Source organism: Marinobacter sp. CP1, from assembly GCF_001266795.1.
GTDB lineage: Bacteria > Pseudomonadota > Gammaproteobacteria > Pseudomonadales > Oleiphilaceae > Marinobacter > Marinobacter flavimaris.
Map to the genome: position 1 here is coordinate 1,355,115 of NZ_CP011929.1, position 19,206 is coordinate 1,374,320.

Annotated in this window: 20 protein-coding genes; 12 read left to right on the forward strand and 8 right to left on the reverse strand. The window is 59.4% G+C overall.

The annotated features are described in order from the left end of the window. Positions 1-19: 19 nt before the first annotated feature. The 3 genes from ACP86_RS06435 to ACP86_RS06445 are packed head-to-tail and all read left to right on the forward strand — an operon-like array spanning position 20 to position 2,518. On the forward strand, positions 20-994 hold the full coding sequence (locus ACP86_RS06435) for a YVTN family beta-propeller repeat protein (RefSeq protein WP_053113111.1): 975 nt from the start codon (positions 20-22) through the stop codon (positions 992-994). Next, entirely contained in the window at positions 991-1,713 is a 723-nt protein-coding gene (locus ACP86_RS06440; RefSeq protein WP_053113112.1) for an ABC transporter ATP-binding protein, read from the forward strand. Before ACP86_RS06435 ends, ACP86_RS06440 begins: the two co-directional genes overlap by 4 nt. Before the next feature lies 1 nt (position 1,714). Next, positions 1,715-2,518, forward strand: a complete 804-nt coding sequence (locus ACP86_RS06445; protein WP_053113113.1) for an ABC transporter permease — start codon at positions 1,715-1,717, stop codon at positions 2,516-2,518. A gap of 133 nt (positions 2,519-2,651) precedes the next feature. Here ACP86_RS06445 and ACP86_RS06450 read toward each other — a convergent pair whose 3' ends face one another. From ACP86_RS06450 to ACP86_RS06460, 3 genes are read right to left on the reverse strand one after another with little or no spacing between them, the layout of a single operon-like run. Continuing rightward, complete coding sequence (locus tag ACP86_RS06450) at positions 2,652-3,323, reverse strand: ABC transporter ATP-binding protein (protein ID WP_053113114.1); 672 nt, start codon at positions 3,321-3,323, stop codon at positions 2,652-2,654. After that, positions 3,316-4,092 (reverse strand): ABC transporter permease, encoded by a 777-nt coding sequence (locus tag ACP86_RS06455; protein WP_053113115.1) that lies wholly within the window; start codon positions 4,090-4,092, stop codon positions 3,316-3,318. The genes ACP86_RS06450 and ACP86_RS06455 overlap by 8 nt, the downstream gene beginning before the upstream one ends. Further along, positions 4,089-5,042, reverse strand: a complete 954-nt coding sequence (locus ACP86_RS06460) for an ABC transporter substrate-binding protein (protein WP_082220546.1) — start codon at positions 5,040-5,042, stop codon at positions 4,089-4,091. The genes ACP86_RS06455 and ACP86_RS06460 overlap by 4 nt, the downstream gene beginning before the upstream one ends. 334 nt (positions 5,043-5,376) lie before the next feature. Between ACP86_RS06460 and ACP86_RS06465 the strand changes: the two genes are divergently transcribed. Beyond that, a complete protein-coding gene (locus ACP86_RS06465; RefSeq protein ID WP_041646379.1) occupies positions 5,377-6,054 on the forward strand; it encodes a response regulator transcription factor in 678 nt (225 codons plus the stop codon). A gap of 73 nt (positions 6,055-6,127) precedes the next feature. Here the strand turns inward: ACP86_RS06465 and ACP86_RS06470 are convergent, their stop codons facing one another. The 4 genes from ACP86_RS06470 to ACP86_RS06485 all read right to left on the reverse strand — a co-directional run bounded on the left by ACP86_RS06470 (position 6,128) and on the right by ACP86_RS06485 (position 12,470). Further along, on the reverse strand, positions 6,128-8,389 hold the full coding sequence (locus ACP86_RS06470) for a hybrid sensor histidine kinase/response regulator (protein WP_053115479.1): 2,262 nt from the start codon (positions 8,387-8,389) through the stop codon (positions 6,128-6,130). Beyond that, positions 8,367-9,536, reverse strand: a complete 1,170-nt coding sequence (gene nosP / locus ACP86_RS06475) for a nitric oxide-sensing protein NosP (protein ID WP_053115480.1) — start codon at positions 9,534-9,536, stop codon at positions 8,367-8,369. Before nosP ends, ACP86_RS06470 begins: the two co-directional genes overlap by 23 nt. 239 nt (positions 9,537-9,775) lie before the next feature. Continuing rightward, positions 9,776-10,876 carry a porin gene (locus tag ACP86_RS06480; protein ID WP_053113117.1) on the reverse strand — a complete coding sequence of 367 codons (1,101 nt, stop codon included), beginning with the start codon at positions 10,874-10,876 and terminating at the stop codon, positions 9,776-9,778. Between the two features lie 187 nt (positions 10,877-11,063). Next, on the reverse strand, positions 11,064-12,470 hold the full coding sequence (locus tag ACP86_RS06485) for a WS/DGAT domain-containing protein (RefSeq protein ID WP_053113118.1): 1,407 nt from the start codon (positions 12,468-12,470) through the stop codon (positions 11,064-11,066). A 361-nt stretch (positions 12,471-12,831) separates the two neighbouring features. On the opposite strand from ACP86_RS06485, the gene ACP86_RS06490 reads away from it, so the two are divergent. Both ACP86_RS06490 and ACP86_RS06495 read left to right on the forward strand, forming a co-directional pair. Further along, positions 12,832-13,755, forward strand: coding sequence for an alpha/beta hydrolase (locus ACP86_RS06490; protein WP_014578398.1), 924 nt, complete (start codon positions 12,832-12,834; stop codon positions 13,753-13,755). Positions 13,756-13,838: 83 nt separating this feature from the next. Continuing rightward, on the forward strand, positions 13,839-14,588 hold the full coding sequence (locus tag ACP86_RS06495; RefSeq protein ID WP_053113119.1) for an FFLEELY motif protein: 750 nt from the start codon (positions 13,839-13,841) through the stop codon (positions 14,586-14,588). A 20-nt stretch (positions 14,589-14,608) separates the two neighbouring features. Here ACP86_RS06495 and ACP86_RS06500 read toward each other — a convergent pair whose 3' ends face one another. Next, entirely contained in the window at positions 14,609-14,887 is a 279-nt protein-coding gene (locus tag ACP86_RS06500; protein WP_053113120.1) for a polyhydroxyalkanoic acid system family protein, read from the reverse strand. 125 nt (positions 14,888-15,012) lie between these two features. On the opposite strand from ACP86_RS06500, the gene ubiE reads away from it, so the two are divergent. From ubiE to tatA, 6 genes are all read left to right on the forward strand, one after another. Beyond that, positions 15,013-15,804, forward strand: coding sequence for a bifunctional demethylmenaquinone methyltransferase/2-methoxy-6-polyprenyl-1,4-benzoquinol methylase UbiE (ubiE, locus tag ACP86_RS06505; RefSeq protein ID WP_014578401.1), 792 nt, complete (start codon positions 15,013-15,015; stop codon positions 15,802-15,804). Then, positions 15,804-16,445, forward strand: a complete 642-nt coding sequence (locus tag ACP86_RS06510; protein WP_053113121.1) for an SCP2 domain-containing protein — start codon at positions 15,804-15,806, stop codon at positions 16,443-16,445. The genes ubiE and ACP86_RS06510 overlap by 1 nt, the downstream gene beginning before the upstream one ends. Then, positions 16,442-18,085 carry a ubiquinone biosynthesis regulatory protein kinase UbiB gene (gene ubiB, locus ACP86_RS06515; RefSeq protein WP_053113122.1) on the forward strand — a complete coding sequence of 548 codons (1,644 nt, stop codon included), beginning with the start codon at positions 16,442-16,444 and terminating at the stop codon, positions 18,083-18,085. Before ACP86_RS06510 ends, ubiB begins: the two co-directional genes overlap by 4 nt. A 27-nt stretch (positions 18,086-18,112) precedes the next feature. After that, entirely contained in the window at positions 18,113-18,529 is a 417-nt protein-coding gene (hisI, locus tag ACP86_RS06520) for a phosphoribosyl-AMP cyclohydrolase (protein ID WP_008170988.1), read from the forward strand. 12 nt (positions 18,530-18,541) lie between these two features. Then, the gene (locus ACP86_RS06525; protein ID WP_014578404.1) at positions 18,542-18,871 is read left to right on the forward strand and encodes a phosphoribosyl-ATP diphosphatase; all 330 of its coding nucleotides are present in this window, start codon (positions 18,542-18,544) and stop codon (positions 18,869-18,871) included. A gap of 88 nt (positions 18,872-18,959) precedes the next feature. Then, positions 18,960-19,199, forward strand: coding sequence for a Sec-independent protein translocase subunit TatA (tatA, locus tag ACP86_RS06530; protein WP_014578405.1), 240 nt, complete (start codon positions 18,960-18,962; stop codon positions 19,197-19,199). Positions 19,200-19,206 lie beyond the last annotated feature (7 nt).

The following is a 19,206-nucleotide window of genomic DNA, read 5'->3' on the forward strand; positions in this document are numbered from 1 at the left end:
AACAAGAAGGAGTCACACCATGAAAACCCTGTTCAAACAGACCGCACTGGCCGCCATGATCGGCCTATCGACACCGGCACTGGCCAGCGTCGCCTATGTGTCCAACGAGAAGGACAACACACTGTCGGTGATTGATACCGAAACCCAGGAAGTGATTGAAACCATCGATGTCGGCCAGCGGCCCCGGGGCATTCTGCTCTCCAAGGACTATACCAAGCTCTACATCTGCGCCAGCGACGATGACACGGTTCAGGTGCTGGATCTGGCTACCCGCAAGATTGTCGACACCCTGCCTTCCGGTGAAGATCCGGAACAATTCGCGCTGCATCCGAATAACAAGCACCTGTACATCGCCAACGAGGACGACGCCATCGTGACCGTGGTGGATGTCGACAGCAAAGAGGTGCTCGCCCAGATTGACGTAGGTATCGAGCCGGAGGGCATGGCGGTGAGCCCGAATGGCAAGTGGGCCGTGAACACCTCCGAAACCACCAGCATGCTGCACTGGATCAACACCGAGACCTTCGAGATCGAGAAGAACATCGTAGTGGGCCAGCGTCCGCGCCACGTGGAGTTCAGCAAGGACAGCAAGATTGCCTGGGCCTCCGCGGAAATCGGCGGCACCGTGCACATCATCGATGTCGACAACCTGGAGCAGATTCACGAGATGTCCTTCAAGGTGCCTGGCGTTAATCAGGATCGGGTCCAGCCGGTGGGTATTGAACTGACTTCAGACGGCAAATACGCCTTCGTAGCGCTCGGCCCCTCCAATCATGTAGCGGTTGTTGATGCCCAGACCTATGAAGTCCTGGATTACCTGCTGGTGGGCGCCCGGGTGTGGCAGCTGGATCTGGACAAGGACGAGAAGCACCTCTACACCACCAACGGCGTGTCCGGCGATGTATCCGTGATCGATGTGGAAGACCTGAAGGTCATCAAGTCCATCAAGGTAGGCCGCTACCCCTGGGGTGTGGTCATCGATCCGACGTCATGACCATCGAAGCGAGCAACCTCAGCTTTCGTTACGGCGACAAGCCGGTGCTCCGGGAGGTCAGCTTTACGCTGACCTCTGGCCGTTTTCACGCGCTGCTTGGGCCCAACGGCGCCGGCAAATCAACCCTGTTTGGTTTGCTCACCCGACTGCTGGCCCTGCAGCAGGGCGAACTCCTGCTGGCCGGGCAATCCCTGAAAAAACAGCCGGCCGAGGCCATGCGTCAGATCGGCGTCGTATTCCAGCAGAACGCCCTGGACCTTGATCTGACCGTGCGCCAGAACCTGCAATACCACGCCGCGTTGCACGGTCTGTCCCGCAAGGAAGCCAGGGTTCGGGGTGATCGGGAACTGGAACGCTTTAGCCTTGAGGACCGGGCCAACGACGCTGTCCGCCAGCTCAACGGCGGCCATCGTCGGCGAGTGGAAATAGCACGGGCCCTGCTGCATGAACCCTCGCTGCTGTTGCTCGACGAACCCACGGTGGGGCTGGACGTTGCAAGCCGCAAAGCGCTCAACGAGCACGTCCGGACTCTGTGCGAAGAAGACGGCCTGACCGTGCTCTGGGCCACCCACCTGATTGAAGAAGTCCGCGCCGACGACCGCGTGCTAATCCTGCATCAGGGCCAGTTGCTCGCCGACGGCAACGGCCAGGCCATCTGCGACGCCGAAGGCACCCGCGACCTGGCTGAAACCTTCCATGCCCTGACCGGAGCCGGCTGATATGAACGCAGCGCACTACTGGCACTGTTTTGTTGGCATCCAGACCCGTGAATGGCTGCGGTTCTGGCAGCAGCGCACCCGCTTTGCCAGTGCCCTGGTCCGGCCACTGCTCTGGCTGGTGGTGTTCGCCGCCGGGTTCCGGGCGGTTCTTGGCATTTCCATCATCCCGCCCTATGAAACCTACATCACCTACGAGACCTACATTGCCCCCGGGCTATGCGGCATGATCATCCTGTTCAACAGTATGCAGGGCGCCCTGTCCATGGTGTACGACCGGGAGCTGGGCAGCATGCGGGTTCTCCTGATGAGCCCCCTGCACCGACCTTTCCTGCTGGTGACCAAACTGCTGGCAATGGGTGTGGTGTCCATCGGCCAGGTGTATGTGTTCCTGCTGCTGGCGCTGCTGGTGGATGTGGAGCCACCACTCTGGGGCTACCTGTCCGTGCTGCCGGCGTTGATTCTCACCAGCCTGATGCTGGGCGCGTTGGGCCTGCTGATCGCCACCTGGATCAAGCAGCTGGAGAACTTCGCCGGGGTGATGAACTTTGTCATTTTCCCGATGTTCTTCATGTCCTCTGCGCTCTATCCGCTCTGGCGCATGAACGAGGCCAGCCCCTGGCTGTACTGGATCTGCCAGTTCAATCCGTTCACCCACGCGGTAGAGGCGATACGGTTTTCACTTTACCTGGAGTGGAATCCGATGGCTTATGGGATTACAGCAGGTGTGACTGTTTTCCTGGCGTTATTTGCCACAGCTGGCTTTCGCCCGCAACGCACAAAAATACTGGGCGGGAAGCCAGCATAATGCTCGGGGCAGTTGTCGGGCAGGGCTTTCCAAAACTGTGCGGAGCCATGGATGGCGGAGCCCAAGCGTCACATGGATGTGCCGCAAGGAGCGTGTTTTGGAAAGCCCTGCCCGACAACTGACTCGCACGGATTCAGGAGCCGGCCAAGTCCAGACCACGAAGCCTGCCAAGCAGCCCATCGATCAATCCGGGTTCACAAATCGGATCATCCCACTGCAATCGGGCGGGCTTTCCATCCAGGTACCACAGACGGTTTGCCAGTACTTCTGCATCCTCGCCATCATGGGTAACGCAGATCATCGCCATCTTCGGACGCGAATCAAGAATCCGGGCAATCAGCGCCTTGAGCTCTCCCGCCATCACAGGGTCCAGCGAGGCAAACGGCTCGTCCAGCAAGAGCAAGTCGGGCTTCACCGCCAGGCAGCGGGCCAGGGCGGCTCTTCGGGCCATACCGAGTGATAGTTGGTCCGGGAGATAATGGCCGTATCCGGCCAGGCCAACCTGGCCCAGCAACGTCCCGGCCTCGTCATCGCTGGCACCAACCAGCCTGAGATTGGCGTGTAAAGTCCGCCATGGCAGCAGGCGATGCTCCTGAAACAGGTAGCCCACCCGGAGCTGCTCCCGGCCGATAACGGCGCTCTCTGGCACCGATTTATCGAGACCGGCAATGGCGTTCAACAGTGTGGTCTTGCCGATACCCGAGGGGCCCAGCAGGCAGATTCGATCGCCTCGTCCTATGGTTGCGAAAATCTCTCCCAGGACTGGCTGACCGAATTCTCGGCCCGCGATTCTAAGTTCAAGCATGAGCGGCCTCCGGCTGGCGCCAGCGGCTGGATCGACGCTCGAGGGGCTGCAGGATGGCCAGCTCGATCAGCTGGACCACGGCTATAAAGGCCAGGCTGTATGCCAGAATGGCGGCCACGTCGAATACCTGAAATGCCATATGCAGCTGGAAGCCGACGCCACTGGAGCGACCCAGCAGTTCCACCACAAGGACAATCTTCCAGATCAGGGCAAGACCACCCCGGGTGGCGGCCATGAGGTAGGGAAACAGCTGCGGCACCCACACTTCACGCAACCGTTGCCAGCGGGTGAACTCGTAAACGGTGGCCATTTCCTCAAGCCGGTAGTCGAGGCTGCGGGCGCCTTCGCGAACCGTCACCGCCACGTTGGGCACTTTGTTGATCACCACCGCCATCACGGCAGCCACTTCCACCAGGCCGAACCACACGTACATAAGGATGATGGTGACCAGCGCCGGCAGGTTGAGTAACAACACCAGCAGGGGATCGAACAGGGCATTGGTGGTTTGTGACCGGCCCATCACAATGCCGATGGCGATGCCAATCGCCATTGCCAGAACAAAGGCGACCACCACGCGGGCCAGGGTCGCCCCCAGGTGATGCCAGAGTTCGCCGGACGCTGATTCCCGAACCAGGGTATCGAGCACGCTCACTGGCGTTGGTAACAGAGGCGACTGAAGGAGCCACGCCGTCAGCGCCCAGAGCACGACAAACGAGGGCAGAACTATCCAGTAGCTCCAGAGCGGCGGGCGGCCGGGAGGGCCTTTCACGGTTGGCTCCGGTAAAACAGATTGGCGGGCATCAGGCGGTCCGGGTCGGCACCTGTGAGGGTCATCAATCGCTGCAGGTCTGCAATACGCTGTTCTGTTTGTGGCGCAGGCGTGCCGGCGACGAAGCCCTCGCGCAATGCCGTGAAGACGCCATCTTCAGGATTACCCATCAGGGGACGCAAGCGTTGCCAGGGTGATTCACTGTCCGCCAGCTCGGCTTTGGCCTCTTGAAGGGAGGCCGCGAAACCATCTATCAACGATCCGTGATCGGTCGCCCATTTCGCAGGGAAGACATAACCCAGCACCGGCAGGTTGCGATCCAGGTCCAGCTCAGTGAGCAGATCGGCCATGCTGAAGGCCGACCGCCAGCCGCCCTCACCCCGGAGACGGGCAGCGAAATGCCAGTAGGTGACGATCACGTCTACCTGTCCCCGCTTGAGAGCCTGGCTGAGCAGCGGCGGAGCAGCGAACTGGATCTCTGCGGATTCGTCCAGATTGATACCCTGCCGCTCTGCGACTTTCTGGAGCAGTATCCAGCCCTTGCTGTCCGGCCCGCCGGCTACGCCGATGCGCTTGTCCGCCAGATCCGCCACCGAGCGGATCAGGGAGGTCTCGGCGACAACGATATCGCCGATCTGGGATGAAAAAGGCACATAAAGGTAGGGCGCTCCTGCCTGAAACCTGGACTGCGCCCACAGCAGGTCGGCCACTGCGCCATTCACCGAACCGCTGGTGACCGCGAGCCTGGAGGCCGGCAGGTTCGCCACCGGTTTCAGGTCCAGCCGATAGCCATTCTCCCGATCCAGTTCCCGATGCAGGATATGGTCAAGCTCCCAGTGGGCCGTGCCGAACTGCAATACGCTGACGGACAGTACGGGCAGCTCAGAGGCTCCCTCCCCGGCCTGGGCACCACCTGCGAGGCTGAAGATAAGACACACCAGGGCTGTCACTCCCTTTTTGATCCAGCGATCGGCAAGAGAGGGTTGGGAGACTGGGGTTATTGTTGGTTGTAGGCTCATTGCTCCACGATACGAAGCCCACAGCCCGGTAAGAATAGTACTTTGGTGCCTGTTTTTTGGTGCGATGGTCGCATTCAACCCGAGACCAAGATGGCGTGTAATGAAACCATCACAATAATAAACAGAGGATCAACTCCGACTCCGGCGATTCTCTGCACAGGAGGCCGCTATGCTGAACGAGCTCGATGCCGCACTCTCTTCCGAAAACCGTTATCATGATTCGGAAGCCATTCCCGACACTGAAAACAAACAGGTAGACCCATCCATGGAGCCGGCTTACAAGATCCTGATTGCCGACGACCACCCGCTGTTCCGGGAAGCCATCAGCAGCGTTATCGCCTCTGGCTTTGAGGGCAGCGAGATCATCGAAACCGACGATCTGGACAGCGCTCTCGACATTACCCGTGAGAATGACGACCTGGACCTGATCCTGCTGGACCTGAACATGCCCGGCATGCATGGTCTCAACGGCCTGATCACGTTGCGCAACGAAGCCCCGACCATTCCGGTGGTGATTGTCTCTGCCGAGGAAGACAAGCAGGTGGTACTGCAGGCCATTACCTACGGCGCCTGCGGATTCATTACCAAGTCCTCGCCCAGGGCCCAGATGACCGAGGCCATCCAGCAGATACTGAACGGCAATGTCTACCTGCCCTCGGACATCATCCGAACCGGCAAGGAGAGCAATACTCGTCGTGGCCGCAATGAAGACAACCCGATTTCACCGGAGCTGCTCAACTCACTGACACGTCGGCAGCTGCTGGTGCTCGAGCGCATGTCCAAGGGCGAATCCAACAAGCAGATCGCCTATAACCTGAACATCGCCGAAACCACGGTGAAGGCCCATGTTTCCGCAATCCTACGCAAGCTCGGGGTTCACAACCGGGTGCAGGCGATTCTGTCTGCCAGCGATGTGGATTTCAGTCAGTATCTGAAGCGGTAATAAAGTCAGGACTTCAAAGGCTATAAAGGGTCAGGTGACATGTTCATCTGACCCTTTTCGTATGAGACCGCCGTCAGCTTCTCAGTAGATGACTCAGCGCACTGCGCAGCTTCAGAGGCTTCACCGGCTTGTTCATCAGCAGGTGCCCAAGTTCGCGGATATGCTGCTTGAGTTCGTTGGTGTAGTTAGCCGTAATCATCACCACTGGCGCCGGACATCTCCGGCGGCCATTGATCTCCGCAACCACATCCACGCCGTTTTCATCGTTGTCCAGATGGTAGTCCGCCAGGATAAGGTCCACCGCGCTGCTGGCCGGGTCCAACTGGCGTTCGAGATCTTCCAGGGATACCGCCGTCACTACCTGGCAGTCCCAACCTTCGAGCAGGGTTTGCATGCCTTGGCAAATAGACTGGTCGTTGTCGATCACCCAAATCCGGGACCCACCCAGACCGCTATCGAAAGACAGGGCCCGGTTCTGGTCGGGCGCTGCTTGCCTGGGCTTCAGCTTTCCGACGGGGACCCGGACGCTGAAGACTGACCCCCTGCCCTCGCTGGAATTCACCGTCACCTCGTGCCCCAGCATTCGGGATATTTTGTCGACGATGGCCAGACCGAGTCCCAGGCCTTTATCAGGCTGTGAACCGGCGGGGCGAATACGCTTGAATTCCTGGAAGATCTCGGTGAGTTTGTCTTCGGGAATCCCCGGGCCGGTATCCCACACCTGCAACAGCACATGATCCTTTTGTCGGCGAACGCCAAGCAGGATCCGGCCGTTGCCAGTGTAGCGAATGGCGTTGGTGAGGAAATTCCGGAGAATCCGCGCCAGCAACTGGGAATCGGACTCCACAATCGCGGAGCTGGCAATAAAGTCCAGTTGCAGCCCCTCGGCCATGGCCATCTGGCGGAATTCCCGTGCGATATTATTGAGCAGGTCCCGAAGGTCAAAGGCGGTGACATCCGGTTTGATCACGCCGGCATCGAGCTTGGAAATATCAACCAGGGTGCCCAGCAGGTTTTCAACGTCATCCAGAGAGGTGCTCACCGATCGAACCAGGCCTTCAGCCTTGGGCCCGAACGACTGTTCCAGCAATGCACTGGTGAATAACCGTGCGGCATTCAGGGGTTGCAGCAAGTCGTGGCTGACGGCCGCCAGGAACTTCGTTTTCGAGAGGTTGGCCCGCTCGGCCTCGAGCTTGGCATCCCGAAGCCGTGCCTCTACCGCCGCCCGCTCGGTGATTTCCTGGCGCAGCTGGTTGTTCAGGCCGGTCAGGGCCGCGGTGCGTTCCTTCACCCGGCGCTCCAGATTGTCATAGGCCTGCTCCAGAGCCAGGGCGGTCTTTCGACGGTCGGTAATGTCCCGGATCAGCACGAAGAAACCGATGATGTCGCCCTGCTCATCGAAATTCGGCACGTAGGAACGCAGCATGTGGCGTACCTCACCCTGTTCACCGGTCTCCTCGAATTCGAACGTCACGTTGTGGCCGTCCATGACATCGAGAATCTGGGGAAGCAGGCGCTGGTAGAACTCTGGCGAATGCACCTCGTTAAGACGTTTGCCGAGGGGCGACTCGCCTTTGCGCCCGTACCATGACTCATAGACCTTGTTGCAGAACTGGATGGTCATGTCGGCGCCGATATAGGCAATCAGCGCGGGAACATGGTCGGTCACCACCCGGATCCAGCGCTCGCTCTCTTCGAGCGCCTTGATCCGGCGGGCCATTTCGCTGTTCTTCACATCGGTGATGTCGGAATAGAGCACCACCAACCCACCTTCCCGGGTCGGTCTCTCGGTAACCTGAACCCAGCGGCCGTTGGCCAGCAGAAACACCACGCCTTCCGAATCCGGATGGCTGTGTTCCTCCAGGACCAGACCGCAGGCCACCGCCTGCCGCTTTACGTCTGAAATCCGGGTGCCCTGGCCCGGCGCATCAACGCCGGCGTGTCGCCAGTAGCTCCGGAACCGACTGTTGCTCTGGATCAGGCAATGCTTGTTATCAAAGAGCACGAAGCCATCGGCAATACTCTCTATAGCATCACTCAGTCTCTGGCGGGTTGTCTCGGCTTCCTCCCTGGCCCGGTTCAGGGCCTTGTTGCTGCCCTTGAGCTGCTCCATGGCCTGGTTCAGCGCCTCGGTCCGCTCCCGAACCTGCTCGGCAAGCACCACCGAGTGCTCGAAGGCGGCGTAGGGCTCCGGCTTATGGGCAGAGCCGGACTCCACCCGGACAATCAGGGCATCGCGAATCCGCCGCAGGCGCTCGTTCTCCGCCTCAAGTTCGGCAATCCGGAGATCCCGCCTGTCTTCAACGGGTGCTTCAATCTTGTTCGGAACGGACATCAGGCTGGCCAATGACCACCCCCGTAAACGTCTGGTTGATGTGCATACCGTCGAACTGCTCGCCGTACGTGTTAAAGCCAATCACATTGTGGTGGCGGAGGAACTGCGAGACCGCTTCCACCTCCCCGGTCAGTTCAGCCTCCAGCCTGCGCAGAAAACAATCGCAGCCGATGGTCACCAGAGGTGGCCCCACAACCCGTTCTGCGGCTTCTATCTGGGTACGAACGCTGTCCAGCAGGGATTCCGGCTCCATGGCCGTCATCACGATTCCGGTTTCCACGGCGCAATAGAAAGTCAGACTCTTGTCCGGGTTTACCCGCTGCACCGAGCGGACAAAATAGTGGCCGCCGATTTTCACCCCCATGGGCCGTAGCGCAAACACCTTGCGATCCAGTGCTTCGACATCCACGCCAACGGCTCGGGCATAGGCATCGGCCGCCGGCTCGGCGTTGAGCTCGTATACCGTGCGACTTTCCGCGCAGGCGTTGGTCACCACCAGCTTTTCACTGCGTTCGACCATGTGGTGCGTGGAAAACACCCGGAAATCCAGCGGTGTATTTACCAGCAACACCGTGGCGGCTCCGGTATGGAACTGGCCGTCGTAGAACACATGGGTGTTGGCCAGGCGCTCGTCGTCGCCGGCAGAACCGCCAAACTGGGGAATGGTGCCAAGGGCCGAGTTGAGCGTTGCCAGCACCAGCTCTTCACGACTCGAAAGGCCGTCCAGCAGCGTGATGGCAAAGGTGTTGCCTTTGACCGGCGCGAGTCTGGCATCCCGACAGGTCGAAAGCAGGCCGTCGATTACCCCCTGGGCATCCTGCAGGGTGAATCGGTCCAGCTCCCGGATCAGTGCGCAATCGATGGCGAAATAGCGGCTGTCAAACCCGATGGCGGTGATGCATCCACGTCCGTAGCCGTCCGGAGTGATCTCCCCGGCCGAAGTGCAGCCGCAGACACGCGCACCTTGAAAACTGTGCTCAAGGGCACTACCAAGTCGACCCAGGTCGTATTCCGCAGAACAGAAGAAGAGTACACAGCCAAGATGCTCGTGGCTGAGCTGGCTGGCGAGATTGGTGGCGGCCAACATGGGATCGCGAACGCTGGAGCTCGCTACCCGGACCGCAGGCAGGGTCGTCGCTGGCTTCATAAACGCGGTTCCCGAAAACGGATGACTTTTCACCGATTCTACGGCATCCGCAAACGCAGCCAATGCGACTTCAGTGCTTTTAATCGGCGCGCCAAAATGATCGTAAGCCATTGATTAAACTGCCTCCTGAATCAATGCCTGGTGGCGCTGCCGGTTTGCCTCAAGGCAAACCGGCACTTTAGTCTTAGACAAACCAGCGCAGCGAGAGGCCTCCTGCCACCCGCAACGCCAGGTAGGGCTTAGAACATCACGATGGCGCCAAGGGCGATGGTGTCCGCCTCAGTGGTGGTTGCACCGGTGGTGCGGTTGTTGTCTTCGTACATGTTGTACTCGGCAACCAGCTTGAAGTTGCTGTTTACATCGTGGAAGAACCCGAGCGTTGTGCTCTCGGTTTCCAGATTCAGGATTTCAGCGTCCGTCTCGCCGTAGGAAAGCACAACGCGATTGGCACCGAAGGCATAGGAGCCCTGAACCAGGAAGCCGTCGGCATCGTCTTCGGTCACCGCACCGTTGCCGATCAGAACCGGGTTGTCACCCTTGGAAGTAAAACCGGAAGCAGCCAGGGTCAGTCCCGCGACCGACGCCTTGATACCGTAGCCGAGGCCTGTGCTGTCGACGGTCGTGCTGCCATTTTCAGCAGACTGATAGCGCCCGTTCACCCAGCCGGTCAGGGCCACATCGTTCAGGTTGGCGTTGTAGGTTACCTCGGACTCGAAGCGGGGTGCGGCATTTTCGTCATTGGCACCGGTCACCGTATCGGCGGGATCCAGAACACCGGCCGCGACCTTGAGGCCGCCCATATCCGGCGAGCGATAGGTAATCTGGGCGGAAGGTGTCGGGTACGGATAGCCTGCGCGGATATTGCCGAAGGAAACGCCACCGGCGACGCCCGGGGAACCGAATCCCATCAGGATTTCGTCGAGGAAAATGTTGGAGCGGGCATACAGGCCGAAGTCCTTACCAATCAGCACCTGACCAAAATCGCCGTCTACCGTGGCATAGAACTGACGCACGTCGATGGCGGTGTCTGTGGGTGAATCAAGACTGTCATTGATGGTGGTCCAGAACGAAGAACGTCCGCCCAGGGTCAGATCACCCATATCCTTGCTGAAATTGAAGCCGATGGTGTTCGGCAGGAAGCCCATCTTGATGCGGGAATCCCGAACGTCGTTCTGCTTGTCGTCACGGTTTACGTAGAATGCGTTGAAGTAGCCATCCACGGAAAAGCTGGTGCCGTCCTGGTTATACAGCTCAACAGCGGCATTGGCTCCTGCGCTGGCGCCCATGGCCGCTGCCATGGCAATCGCTAACCCTGACTTTCTGACGTTATTGTTTTTCATAGTTCCCCCGGTTGTTTTTGGAAATCTGGGATCGGAGGCCCGGATCATCCGGACGCCCCAGGCGCGGTCTGTCGCCTGAATTCCATGGTCGGTGATGCAAGGGAGGGGGAAAATGCTTCGACGGAGCAGGTTTTCTGCTCATTTGGGAGGCACTTGAATTGAAACTTTGGGAGTACGACCCGGCGGATCAGTCGCCGGGGAACTGAGCCAGTTCCTGCAGGCAGTCGTTGAGGAAGTCTTCGGGGTCGGCCATCACCGCCTCATCGGCAACGACGCCAAACTGCACCTGGTCGGCGTAGCTGACAATGCTGATACCCAAACCGATATCCCCGGCCTGGGGCACCCAGAACATCTGTTCGGTTATCCGGCAGCCGGCAATATACCGGGCCTCCGGAGTGCCGGGCACGTTGGACACCACGGCACTGGCCTTGCGGTAGAACACCTCGGCCAACGGCTCCCGCCAAGGCTCTGGAACAATCGTGGCGCTGGCCGCGAGACCCCAGGCAATGCCGGGCTGCCAGCTTTTCTTAAGACGGCGGGTTTCGTGCTTGATGCGGAAAAGTCGCTCGAGGGGACTTTCACCATCCACCGGCAAAGGTACAAACACGGTGCCAAAATAATTGCCCAGCGCGCCGGGTGCCGGCTTGAGCTCCTCGGGCAGGCGACTGCGAATATCCACCGGTACGGCGGCATGCAGCACGGCTTCATCGAGGTCCTCGCCTTCAATGCCCAGGCGGGTGCGCACAGCCGCCGCCACACAGCTCAGCAACACATCGTTGATGGTTACATTGGTAGCTCGGACAATGTTTCTGAAGCGGTCGAGGGGCACCGGCTCGGACCAGCGACAATGTCGCCTCCCCAGCAACGGCTGCCTGAGATCCGTCGCCGTGTCTTCCGGCTCCACCAGGAACTCCGAAAATTCATTGACCAGCTTCAGGCTCTTCTGGGCGACCCGCTCCAGCAAGCGACCCGCGTCCTGCCATTGATTACCGGCGGACCGGTCTGCATTGCCAGCACCGTGGGATTCTTCAGAAGGCTCTTCGGATGCCATCAGTTGCCCGAACCAGGCCTTTGCCGCAGCCGTCCAGCGTGACAGCTCCGCGATTTCGGGGGCGCCGTAAATGGCGGGATGCTGCTGGGGAGAGGGCGGGCACAGTCGGTCAAAGATGCCCAGCAGAGACAGGCCATCGGCGTAACAGTGGTGAATGCGCAGCAGTAGCACCGCCCCACCCTCGGCATTGGGCGCAAGCCAGAATTTCCAGCGCGGGCGATACATGGGCAGAGGCTGGTTCAGACGCGCGGACACCCATTCCTGAAGGCTGTCGGGCGTGAAACGATCCACAACCACATCAAGGTGGTGGCTAACATCAAACGTCGGATCCTGCTCCCACCACCAGGCAGGTGAGCGCTTGACGGGCATGTACCAGAAACGCTCCCAGGCCATCCAGTACACCCGCAGAAACTCCCTGAAACGGGGCGCAGTAAGCCCATCAACCCGCAACATCACGGTGATGGTCATGGGGTTTTCCGGGCGCTCCAGGGCCAGCCAGGCCGAATCAGCAGGTAGCAGGAGATGCGATTGCTCGTGACTCAAACCCGAACGTCCCTGGAGAAGTAATGAAGAAAGGGGCCCTGGATCCAATGCCAAGCACGAGGCGCCCTAAGTAAAAACCGAACTCCGCATTGTGCCAGACAAGCCGCGCCGTCTCCATATGCGGCACCAGCGCACGCTGTTACAAAAAATTACACGTGAGTAACTGTTCAGTCCTATACTGGTTATAAGCCTTGGTGCAATGGTTATTAAACGCTGCCGATCCGTGATCGATTGGCCCTGGGACATCAAAAAATCCGTACTCAGAGCCAGTAACATAACGAGATGATCGGGGTACAAAAGGCTTACCAGCACAACCAAATTCCAACAACAGGCCATTGCCGTGCTGGGTGGGAGAACAGTTATGAAAGCGAGCCATGTTCGCAAGCTGATCAAACCGATTGAAAGCGCCTACTCGGAAATGTTTTCCGGGCATGTGTATCGCGTCGGCAAGGGCGCTGTTTCCGTTCGCAACCACAGCGGCAAAGCGGAGCAGACCGTAATTGGCGTGCACGGCTTTCTGGAAAATCACTGCTACTTCACCCAGGCCTATGAAGCGCCGACCACTGAACTGATCCTGCTCACCTGCAGCAACTACCACATCCCGGTAAACGGCGTTACGCCGGAAACGCCGGAATGGGAAGTGCCGATCAAGCAGCTGGAAGGCACGATCGAGTACGACGCCTGCATTCTTAACCAGGCGCTCTCCAGCCTCCCGACTACTCAGAACATCCGGGTTCATGGACATTCCCGTGGCGGAGCGGTCATTCTCGAGGCCATCAAGCAATGGCCCGAGCTCTATGATGACGTGGAAGTGGTTCTGGAGGCACCGGTACTCCCCAACGGCAAGCTCTCAGCTCTGGTAACCACCATTCTGGAACCGGTCAGTCACGGCATGTGGCCCTGGCTGATCCGTCTGATCAACAGCGCTCCGTCGTCGGCCTATGGCCAGACCTTTTTCGGCAAGATGAATCCGCGCAAGAAGCAGCTGTTGAGCAAGCTGTTCTCAGCCACCAAGGATCACCTGACCATTGTTCGTAACATCGAGAACATCATGGACTGGATGGCGCGGACGGACAGCAGTGTCTACGGCCATGTGCGCCACGGCACCTTCCTGATCCCTGCCGTGGATCGCATTCTCGATCGCTCATCCATGCTGGCCAGCGCCCGCCAGAGCCCGACCACCATGCGCATCGTGGAAACCGAGGCACCGAGCCACTTCATTACGCTGGACAGCAAGGAATGGGTTCCGGGGTTCGAAACGCTCCCGACAGCCGCGCAGGGCTGACGCCCGGCTTGCACCCTGCTGCAAGACCACTGCAGCTCCGCTAAACTACGCTCTTTTCCTCAGGTTTAGTGGAGCCATCGCCCATGTACCGTGAGCGCCTCGTCGCTACCGAAGCCCGCTCTGAAAGCGCTCGCCGGCTGCAGCAACTGCTTCTGGACTACCATGATTTCCGGCGCCTGAAAGCCGAGCATCCGCTGATGGAACACGCCGTCTCCGTCGCCGACTGGCAGGCGGAGCGGCTGAAGTCGACCCATGAGGATCTTTATCGCCATCCCGGATATCACCACGGCCTCGAATTTCTGCTGACCGACCTCTACGCCCCGGCCGGCATGACCCGCCGGGACGACAATATTGATCGGGTGTTTCCCAAAATGGTGAAGTGGTTGCCAGATAATCTGCTGGACACCTTCGCCGGCCTCGTGGAACTGAACCTGATCACCCAACAGCTGGACCTGGAGCTCGCCGAACTGTTCCATCAGCAAGGTGTGTCTGCGCGGGCAATCACCACGGACGCCTATTGTGCAGCCTACCGGGAGAGCCGACGGCTGGCGCAGAGAGAGAAACAGATTACCCTGGTGGCAGACGTTGGCCAGCAACTTGATCGCTATGTCCGCAACCGCACCCTTGGATGGCTGCTATCGATGACCCGGGGCCCGGCAGAGATGGCCGATCTGACGGATCTGCACAGCTTCCTGCACCGGGGCTATTCCGCCTTCCGGAAGATGGACGATGTGGAGCTACTGATCGACCGGCTGGTTTCCCGGGAGCAGCGGGTAATGCGCAACATTCTCGACCATCACCCGGACCCGTTCAGCCTGCCGGAAAACCTCTGAGCCGGGGATAGTTGGCTGGCTCAGGCCTTGATGATCTGGTCCAGCTGGGAGTGGATTTCCTGCTCGATCCGCGATTTGAAGGGCCGCAGCATCATGCCCAGCTCGAGGTGAATGTGCAGATCTGTCGGGGTGATGTTCAGGTGTCCCTTGACGCCACTGCGCTTGAACTTCAGGTGGTCGCCTTCCCACTCATAATTCACGTCAAACTGACTGGACAGGTCTTTGGCAAGGGATTCTGCGGCCTGCCTTGCGTGTTCTTGATCCAGGGTGTGCGGGCGATGTACATCAATTACAGACATGAAGCGGTTTTCTCTCGGATTTGGATAGATTTACAGTTTAGGGCGCTATTTAACTCACCGCCACCCTTGTAGCAACCCCGTCAGCGGTTAGAATACGGGGTTCAGATTCTGACAGGACATGCCCCATGAGCGAGCAGCAAACGCCAGCCAACCAGGCCGCAAACAGCAACGGCCAGGACGACGTAACCCATTTCGGTTTCCGCAATGTGCCCAAGAGCCAGAAAGCGAGCCAGGTGGCCGAGGTGTTCCACAGTGTGGCGGGCAAGTACGACCTCATGAATGACCTGATGTCCATGGGAATTCACCGGCTCTGGAAACGTTTCACCATTGAGCTTTCGGGCGTGCGTCCCGGCCACCAGGTGCTGGACATTGCCGGCGGCACTGGCGATCTCACCATGAAGTTTTCAGACCTTGTGGGTCCGTCCGGCAAGGTGGTGCTGGCCGACATCAATGCCTCCATGCTGCAGGTGGGCCGCAGCCGGCTGACAGATCGCGGCTATGCCGGCAACATTGAATACGTACAGGCGGATGCCGAGCATCTGCCGTTTCCGGACAACAACTTCAATGCGGTATCCATCGCCTTCGGTCTGCGCAATGTCACCGATAAAGACCAGGCCCTGCGCGACATGACCCGGGTTCTCAAGCCCGGCGGCAAGCTGATGATCCTGGAATTCTCCAAGCCGACCAATCCATTGCTGAGCAAGGCCTACGACACCTACTCGTTTTCCGCCCTGCCCCTGATGGGCCAGCTCATCGCCGGCGACAGTGAAAGCTACAAGTACCTGGCCGAATCCATCCGCATGCATCCCGACCAGGACACCCTCAAGGGCATGATGGAGAACGCCGGCCTGGTGAACTGCAAGTACTACAACATGACCGGCGGTATCGTCGCCCTGCATGTGGGAATCAAGCCCTGATGTTTCCCGGCCCCACCCTGCTTTCCGCTGTCTCCGCTATCCTGGAAAGCGCCCTGAACCGGGCACTGGAACTGGATCCTGCGGGGCATAGTGCCTTGATGGAAGCGTTGGCGGGGCCGGTTCAGTTCAATATCACCGACCCGATTGCCCTGACTTACACCCTGGACCGGGCCGGAAACCGCGTCCGCGTCGGCAGCCAGCCGGTCGAACAGCCAGCGCTCGAGATCACCGGCAAACCCATCGCCTTTGCAGCGCTGGCCACCGGCGATGACCGGGTCTTTGCCGACGGCCGTCTTGACGTGACCGGCGACACAGCGCTGGCCCATCAGCTGCAACGAGCCCTGAACCAGCTTGAACCGGATTGGGAAGCCGCCATGGCCCGGCACATCGGCGATGTGCCCGCACACTTCCTGGGCCAACGGGTTCGCGGCGCTATCCGATGGAGTCGACAGGCCTTTCAGTCCCTGAATGCCAACATCGAAGAGTATGTGCACGAGGAAAGTCGCGCCCTGCCCGGTCGGCGGGAGCTGGAAGCTACGTTCGAGGATATCGACGAACTGAACCTGCGCACGGAAAGACTGGAAGCGCGGCTTAATCTGATTGAAAACCGCGGCAAGACTGACGAATCGGAGAACCTGTGACCCGCCTGCAACGCCTGTTCCGAATTGCCTGGGTATTTTGCCGTTACCGGCTGGACACGTTCCTGCCAATCGCAGAACTGCCCGCGCCCCTGAAGGTGTTTTTCCTGCTGGCGCCCTGGCACCTGTTCCCGCAACCGAAGCTCGATCGTGGCGACCGCCTTCGGCTGGCGCTGGAGGAACTGGGCCCCGTGTTCGTAAAGTTCGGCCAGATCCTCTCTACCCGAAGGGATCTTCTGCCGGACGACATGGCGGAATCCCTGAAGAATCTCCAGGACCGGGTACCGCCGTTCCCGAGCAATGAAGCCCGGAGCATTATCGAAACCTCCCTCGGTGCCCCGGTTTCGGACCTGTTTGCCGAATTCAGTCCGGACCCGCTTGCCTCGGCATCGGTTGCCCAGGTGCATGCAGCCACCCTGCGCAACGGCCAGAAGGTAGTCGTGAAAGTTCTGCGACCGGGCATAGAGAAGGTAATCCGTCAGGATCTGGCCCTGATGTACCTGATGGCTGGCCTGCTGGAAAAATACTGGTCCGAAGGCAAGCGCCTGCACCCGGTGGAAGTGGTAGCCGACTACGATTCCACCATTCACGATGAGCTGGATCTCCAGCGCGAGGCCGCCAACGCCAGCCAGCTGCGCCGGAATTTCGAAAACTCCTCGCTGATCTACATTCCCTTTATCGACTGGGACTACACCCGCAAATCCGTGCTGGTGATGGAGCGGATTCACGGCATCCCCATTGCCGATACTGCGGCTCTGAAGGCCGCCGGCGTCGACATGAAGGTACTGGCTGAAAAAGGCGTGGAAATTTTCTTTACCCAGGTGTTCCGGGACAGCTTCTTCCATGCCGACATGCATCCGGGCAACATCTTTGTGGATACGTCCAATCCCTCGGATCCCCGATATATCGCCATCGATTTCGGCATCGTTGGCACCCTGGCACCGGATGACCAGAGCTATCTTGCCCGAAACCTTCTGGCCTTTTTCCGCCGGGATTATCGGCAGGTTGCGCAGCTGCATATTCAGTCCGGCTGGGTACCGCCCGACACGCCAGTGAACCAGTTTGAGGCGGCCATACGTACTGTTTGCGAGCCCATCTTCGAGAAGCCGTTGAAGGATATCTCGTTCGGCCACTTCCTGTTGCGCCTGTTCCAGACGGCACGGCGGTTCAATATGGAAGTGCAGCCCCAGCTCGTTCTGCTGCAGAAAACCCTCCTGAACGTTGAAGGTCTGGGCCGACAGCTGTATCCGGATCTGGATTTGTGGAGCACCGCGCAACCCTACCTCGAGACCTGGATGCGCAAACGCATTGGCCCTTCGGGGCTGATCAAGTCGCTGCAGTCGCACCTTCCCTCCTGGCTGGAACAGTCGCCGGAAATGCCCCAGCTGGTGCACGATGCGCTCTTGCAACTGCGGCAGGCGGGGCCCACCGAGCCCCAGAACCGGGCAACACTGGCGTTGCTCCGGGAGCAGCAGATCCGTACCGAGCGGCGTTGGCGGCGGGCGACATTGGCGGTACTGCTCATTGCCGGCGGCTTTCTGGGCACTCAGCCCGAGAGCCGGCAGTGGATTGAAAGCGTGCCTGCCTGGAGCTGGGCCCTGTTTGCCGTCGCCGGCGGGCTCATGCTCCGGGGCAGCCGATAACCGATAAAGATTTCAGGATTCACAAAAATGCAAAATAGCTCGGATAACGTCGAGACCCCTGACTGGCTGGATGCCATTCGCTGGACAGAGGACGGCCTGGTTCCGGCCATCGCCCAGGACGCCGACACCGGCGACATCCTGATGATGGCCTGGATGAACCGCGAGTCGCTCAGGCTGACCGCCGAAGAAGGCCACGCCGTATACTGGTCGCGCTCCCGGGGCAAGCTCTGGCGCAAAGGGGAAACCTCGGGGCACCAACAGGTCATCCGGGACATTCGACTGGACTGCGACGAGGACGTCATCCTGCTGAAAGTAGAACAAAAAGGCGGCATCGCCTGCCATACTGGCAGACGCAGCTGCTTCTACCGGACTTTGAAAGACGGTCAGTGGGTCAGCGTTGACCCGGTGATCAAGGACCCCGGCACTATTTACGGCAGCAACTGAGGAGCACGGACTGTGAGCGATGTATTGGAAAACCTGGCGAGGGTTCTGGAGGCCAGGAAAGAGGCAGACCCGGAAACCTCCTATGTAGCCAGCCTCCACGCCAAGGGCCTGAACAAGATCCTGGAAAAAGTGGGGGAAGAGTGCACGGAAACCCTGCTGGCAGCCAAGGACGCAGAGCATTCCGGGGAAACCCGGGACGTGGTTTATGAAACCGCCGACCTCTGGTTCCACAGCATGGTCATGCTGTCGAGACTGGGCCTTGGCCCGAAGGACATCCTGGACGAACTGGCCAGCCGGTTCGATCTGTCAGGCCTGGAAGAAAAAGCGTCGAGGAACAAGTGAGCGGTAATACCTCTAAAGGGGTTTCCGCGTAACGGTTCTGGTAACGTACAATGTCATTGAACAGAAACATTAAAATGAGGACCCCGTAATGGGTATCAGCATCTGGCAATTACTTATCGTACTCGGCATTGTCATTCTGTTGTTCGGAACCAAGAAGCTTCGCAACATCGGCAGCGACCTCGGTGGTGCCATTCGCGGCTTCAAGAAGTCCATGAGCGATGAGGACTCCAAGGCCGAGAACCAGGAATCCCTGGAAGGCAAGGAAGGGGAGCAGCCACAGCAACAAGCGGCGGCCGAAGACAAGCCCCGGGACAAGTCCCACAGCTGAGACCAGG

What these genes read in the sequence shown, in the direction of transcription:
- ACP86_RS06435 (WP_053113111.1), top strand. Translation starts at nt 20, where the DNA reads ATGAAAACCCTGTTCAAACAGACCGCACTGGCCGCCATGATCGGCCTA.
- ACP86_RS06440 (WP_053113112.1), top strand. Translation starts at nt 991, where the DNA reads ATGACCATCGAAGCGAGCAACCTCAGCTTTCGTTACGGCGACAAGCCG.
- ACP86_RS06445 (WP_053113113.1), top strand. Translation starts at nt 1,715, where the DNA reads ATGAACGCAGCGCACTACTGGCACTGTTTTGTTGGCATCCAGACCCGT.
- ACP86_RS06450 (WP_053113114.1), bottom strand. Translation starts at nt 3,323, where the DNA reads ATGCTTGAACTTAGAATCGCGGGCCGAGAATTCGGTCAGCCAGTCCTG.
- ACP86_RS06465 (WP_041646379.1), top strand. Translation starts at nt 5,377, where the DNA reads ATGGAGCCGGCTTACAAGATCCTGATTGCCGACGACCACCCGCTGTTC.
- ACP86_RS06470 (WP_053115479.1), bottom strand. Translation starts at nt 8,389, where the DNA reads ATGTCCGTTCCGAACAAGATTGAAGCACCCGTTGAAGACAGGCGGGAT.
- nosP (WP_053115480.1), bottom strand. Translation starts at nt 9,536, where the DNA reads ATGAAGCCAGCGACGACCCTGCCTGCGGTCCGGGTAGCGAGCTCCAGC.
- ACP86_RS06480 (WP_053113117.1), bottom strand. Translation starts at nt 10,876, where the DNA reads ATGAAAAACAATAACGTCAGAAAGTCAGGGTTAGCGATTGCCATGGCA.
- ACP86_RS06490 (WP_014578398.1), top strand. Translation starts at nt 12,832, where the DNA reads ATGAAAGCGAGCCATGTTCGCAAGCTGATCAAACCGATTGAAAGCGCC.
- ACP86_RS06495 (WP_053113119.1), top strand. Translation starts at nt 13,839, where the DNA reads ATGTACCGTGAGCGCCTCGTCGCTACCGAAGCCCGCTCTGAAAGCGCT.
- ACP86_RS06500 (WP_053113120.1), bottom strand. Translation starts at nt 14,887, where the DNA reads ATGTCTGTAATTGATGTACATCGCCCGCACACCCTGGATCAAGAACAC.
- ubiE (WP_014578401.1), top strand. Translation starts at nt 15,013, where the DNA reads ATGAGCGAGCAGCAAACGCCAGCCAACCAGGCCGCAAACAGCAACGGC.
- ACP86_RS06510 (WP_053113121.1), top strand. Translation starts at nt 15,804, where the DNA reads ATGTTTCCCGGCCCCACCCTGCTTTCCGCTGTCTCCGCTATCCTGGAA.
- hisI (WP_008170988.1), top strand. Translation starts at nt 18,113, where the DNA reads ATGCAAAATAGCTCGGATAACGTCGAGACCCCTGACTGGCTGGATGCC.
- tatA (WP_014578405.1), top strand. Translation starts at nt 18,960, where the DNA reads ATGGGTATCAGCATCTGGCAATTACTTATCGTACTCGGCATTGTCATT.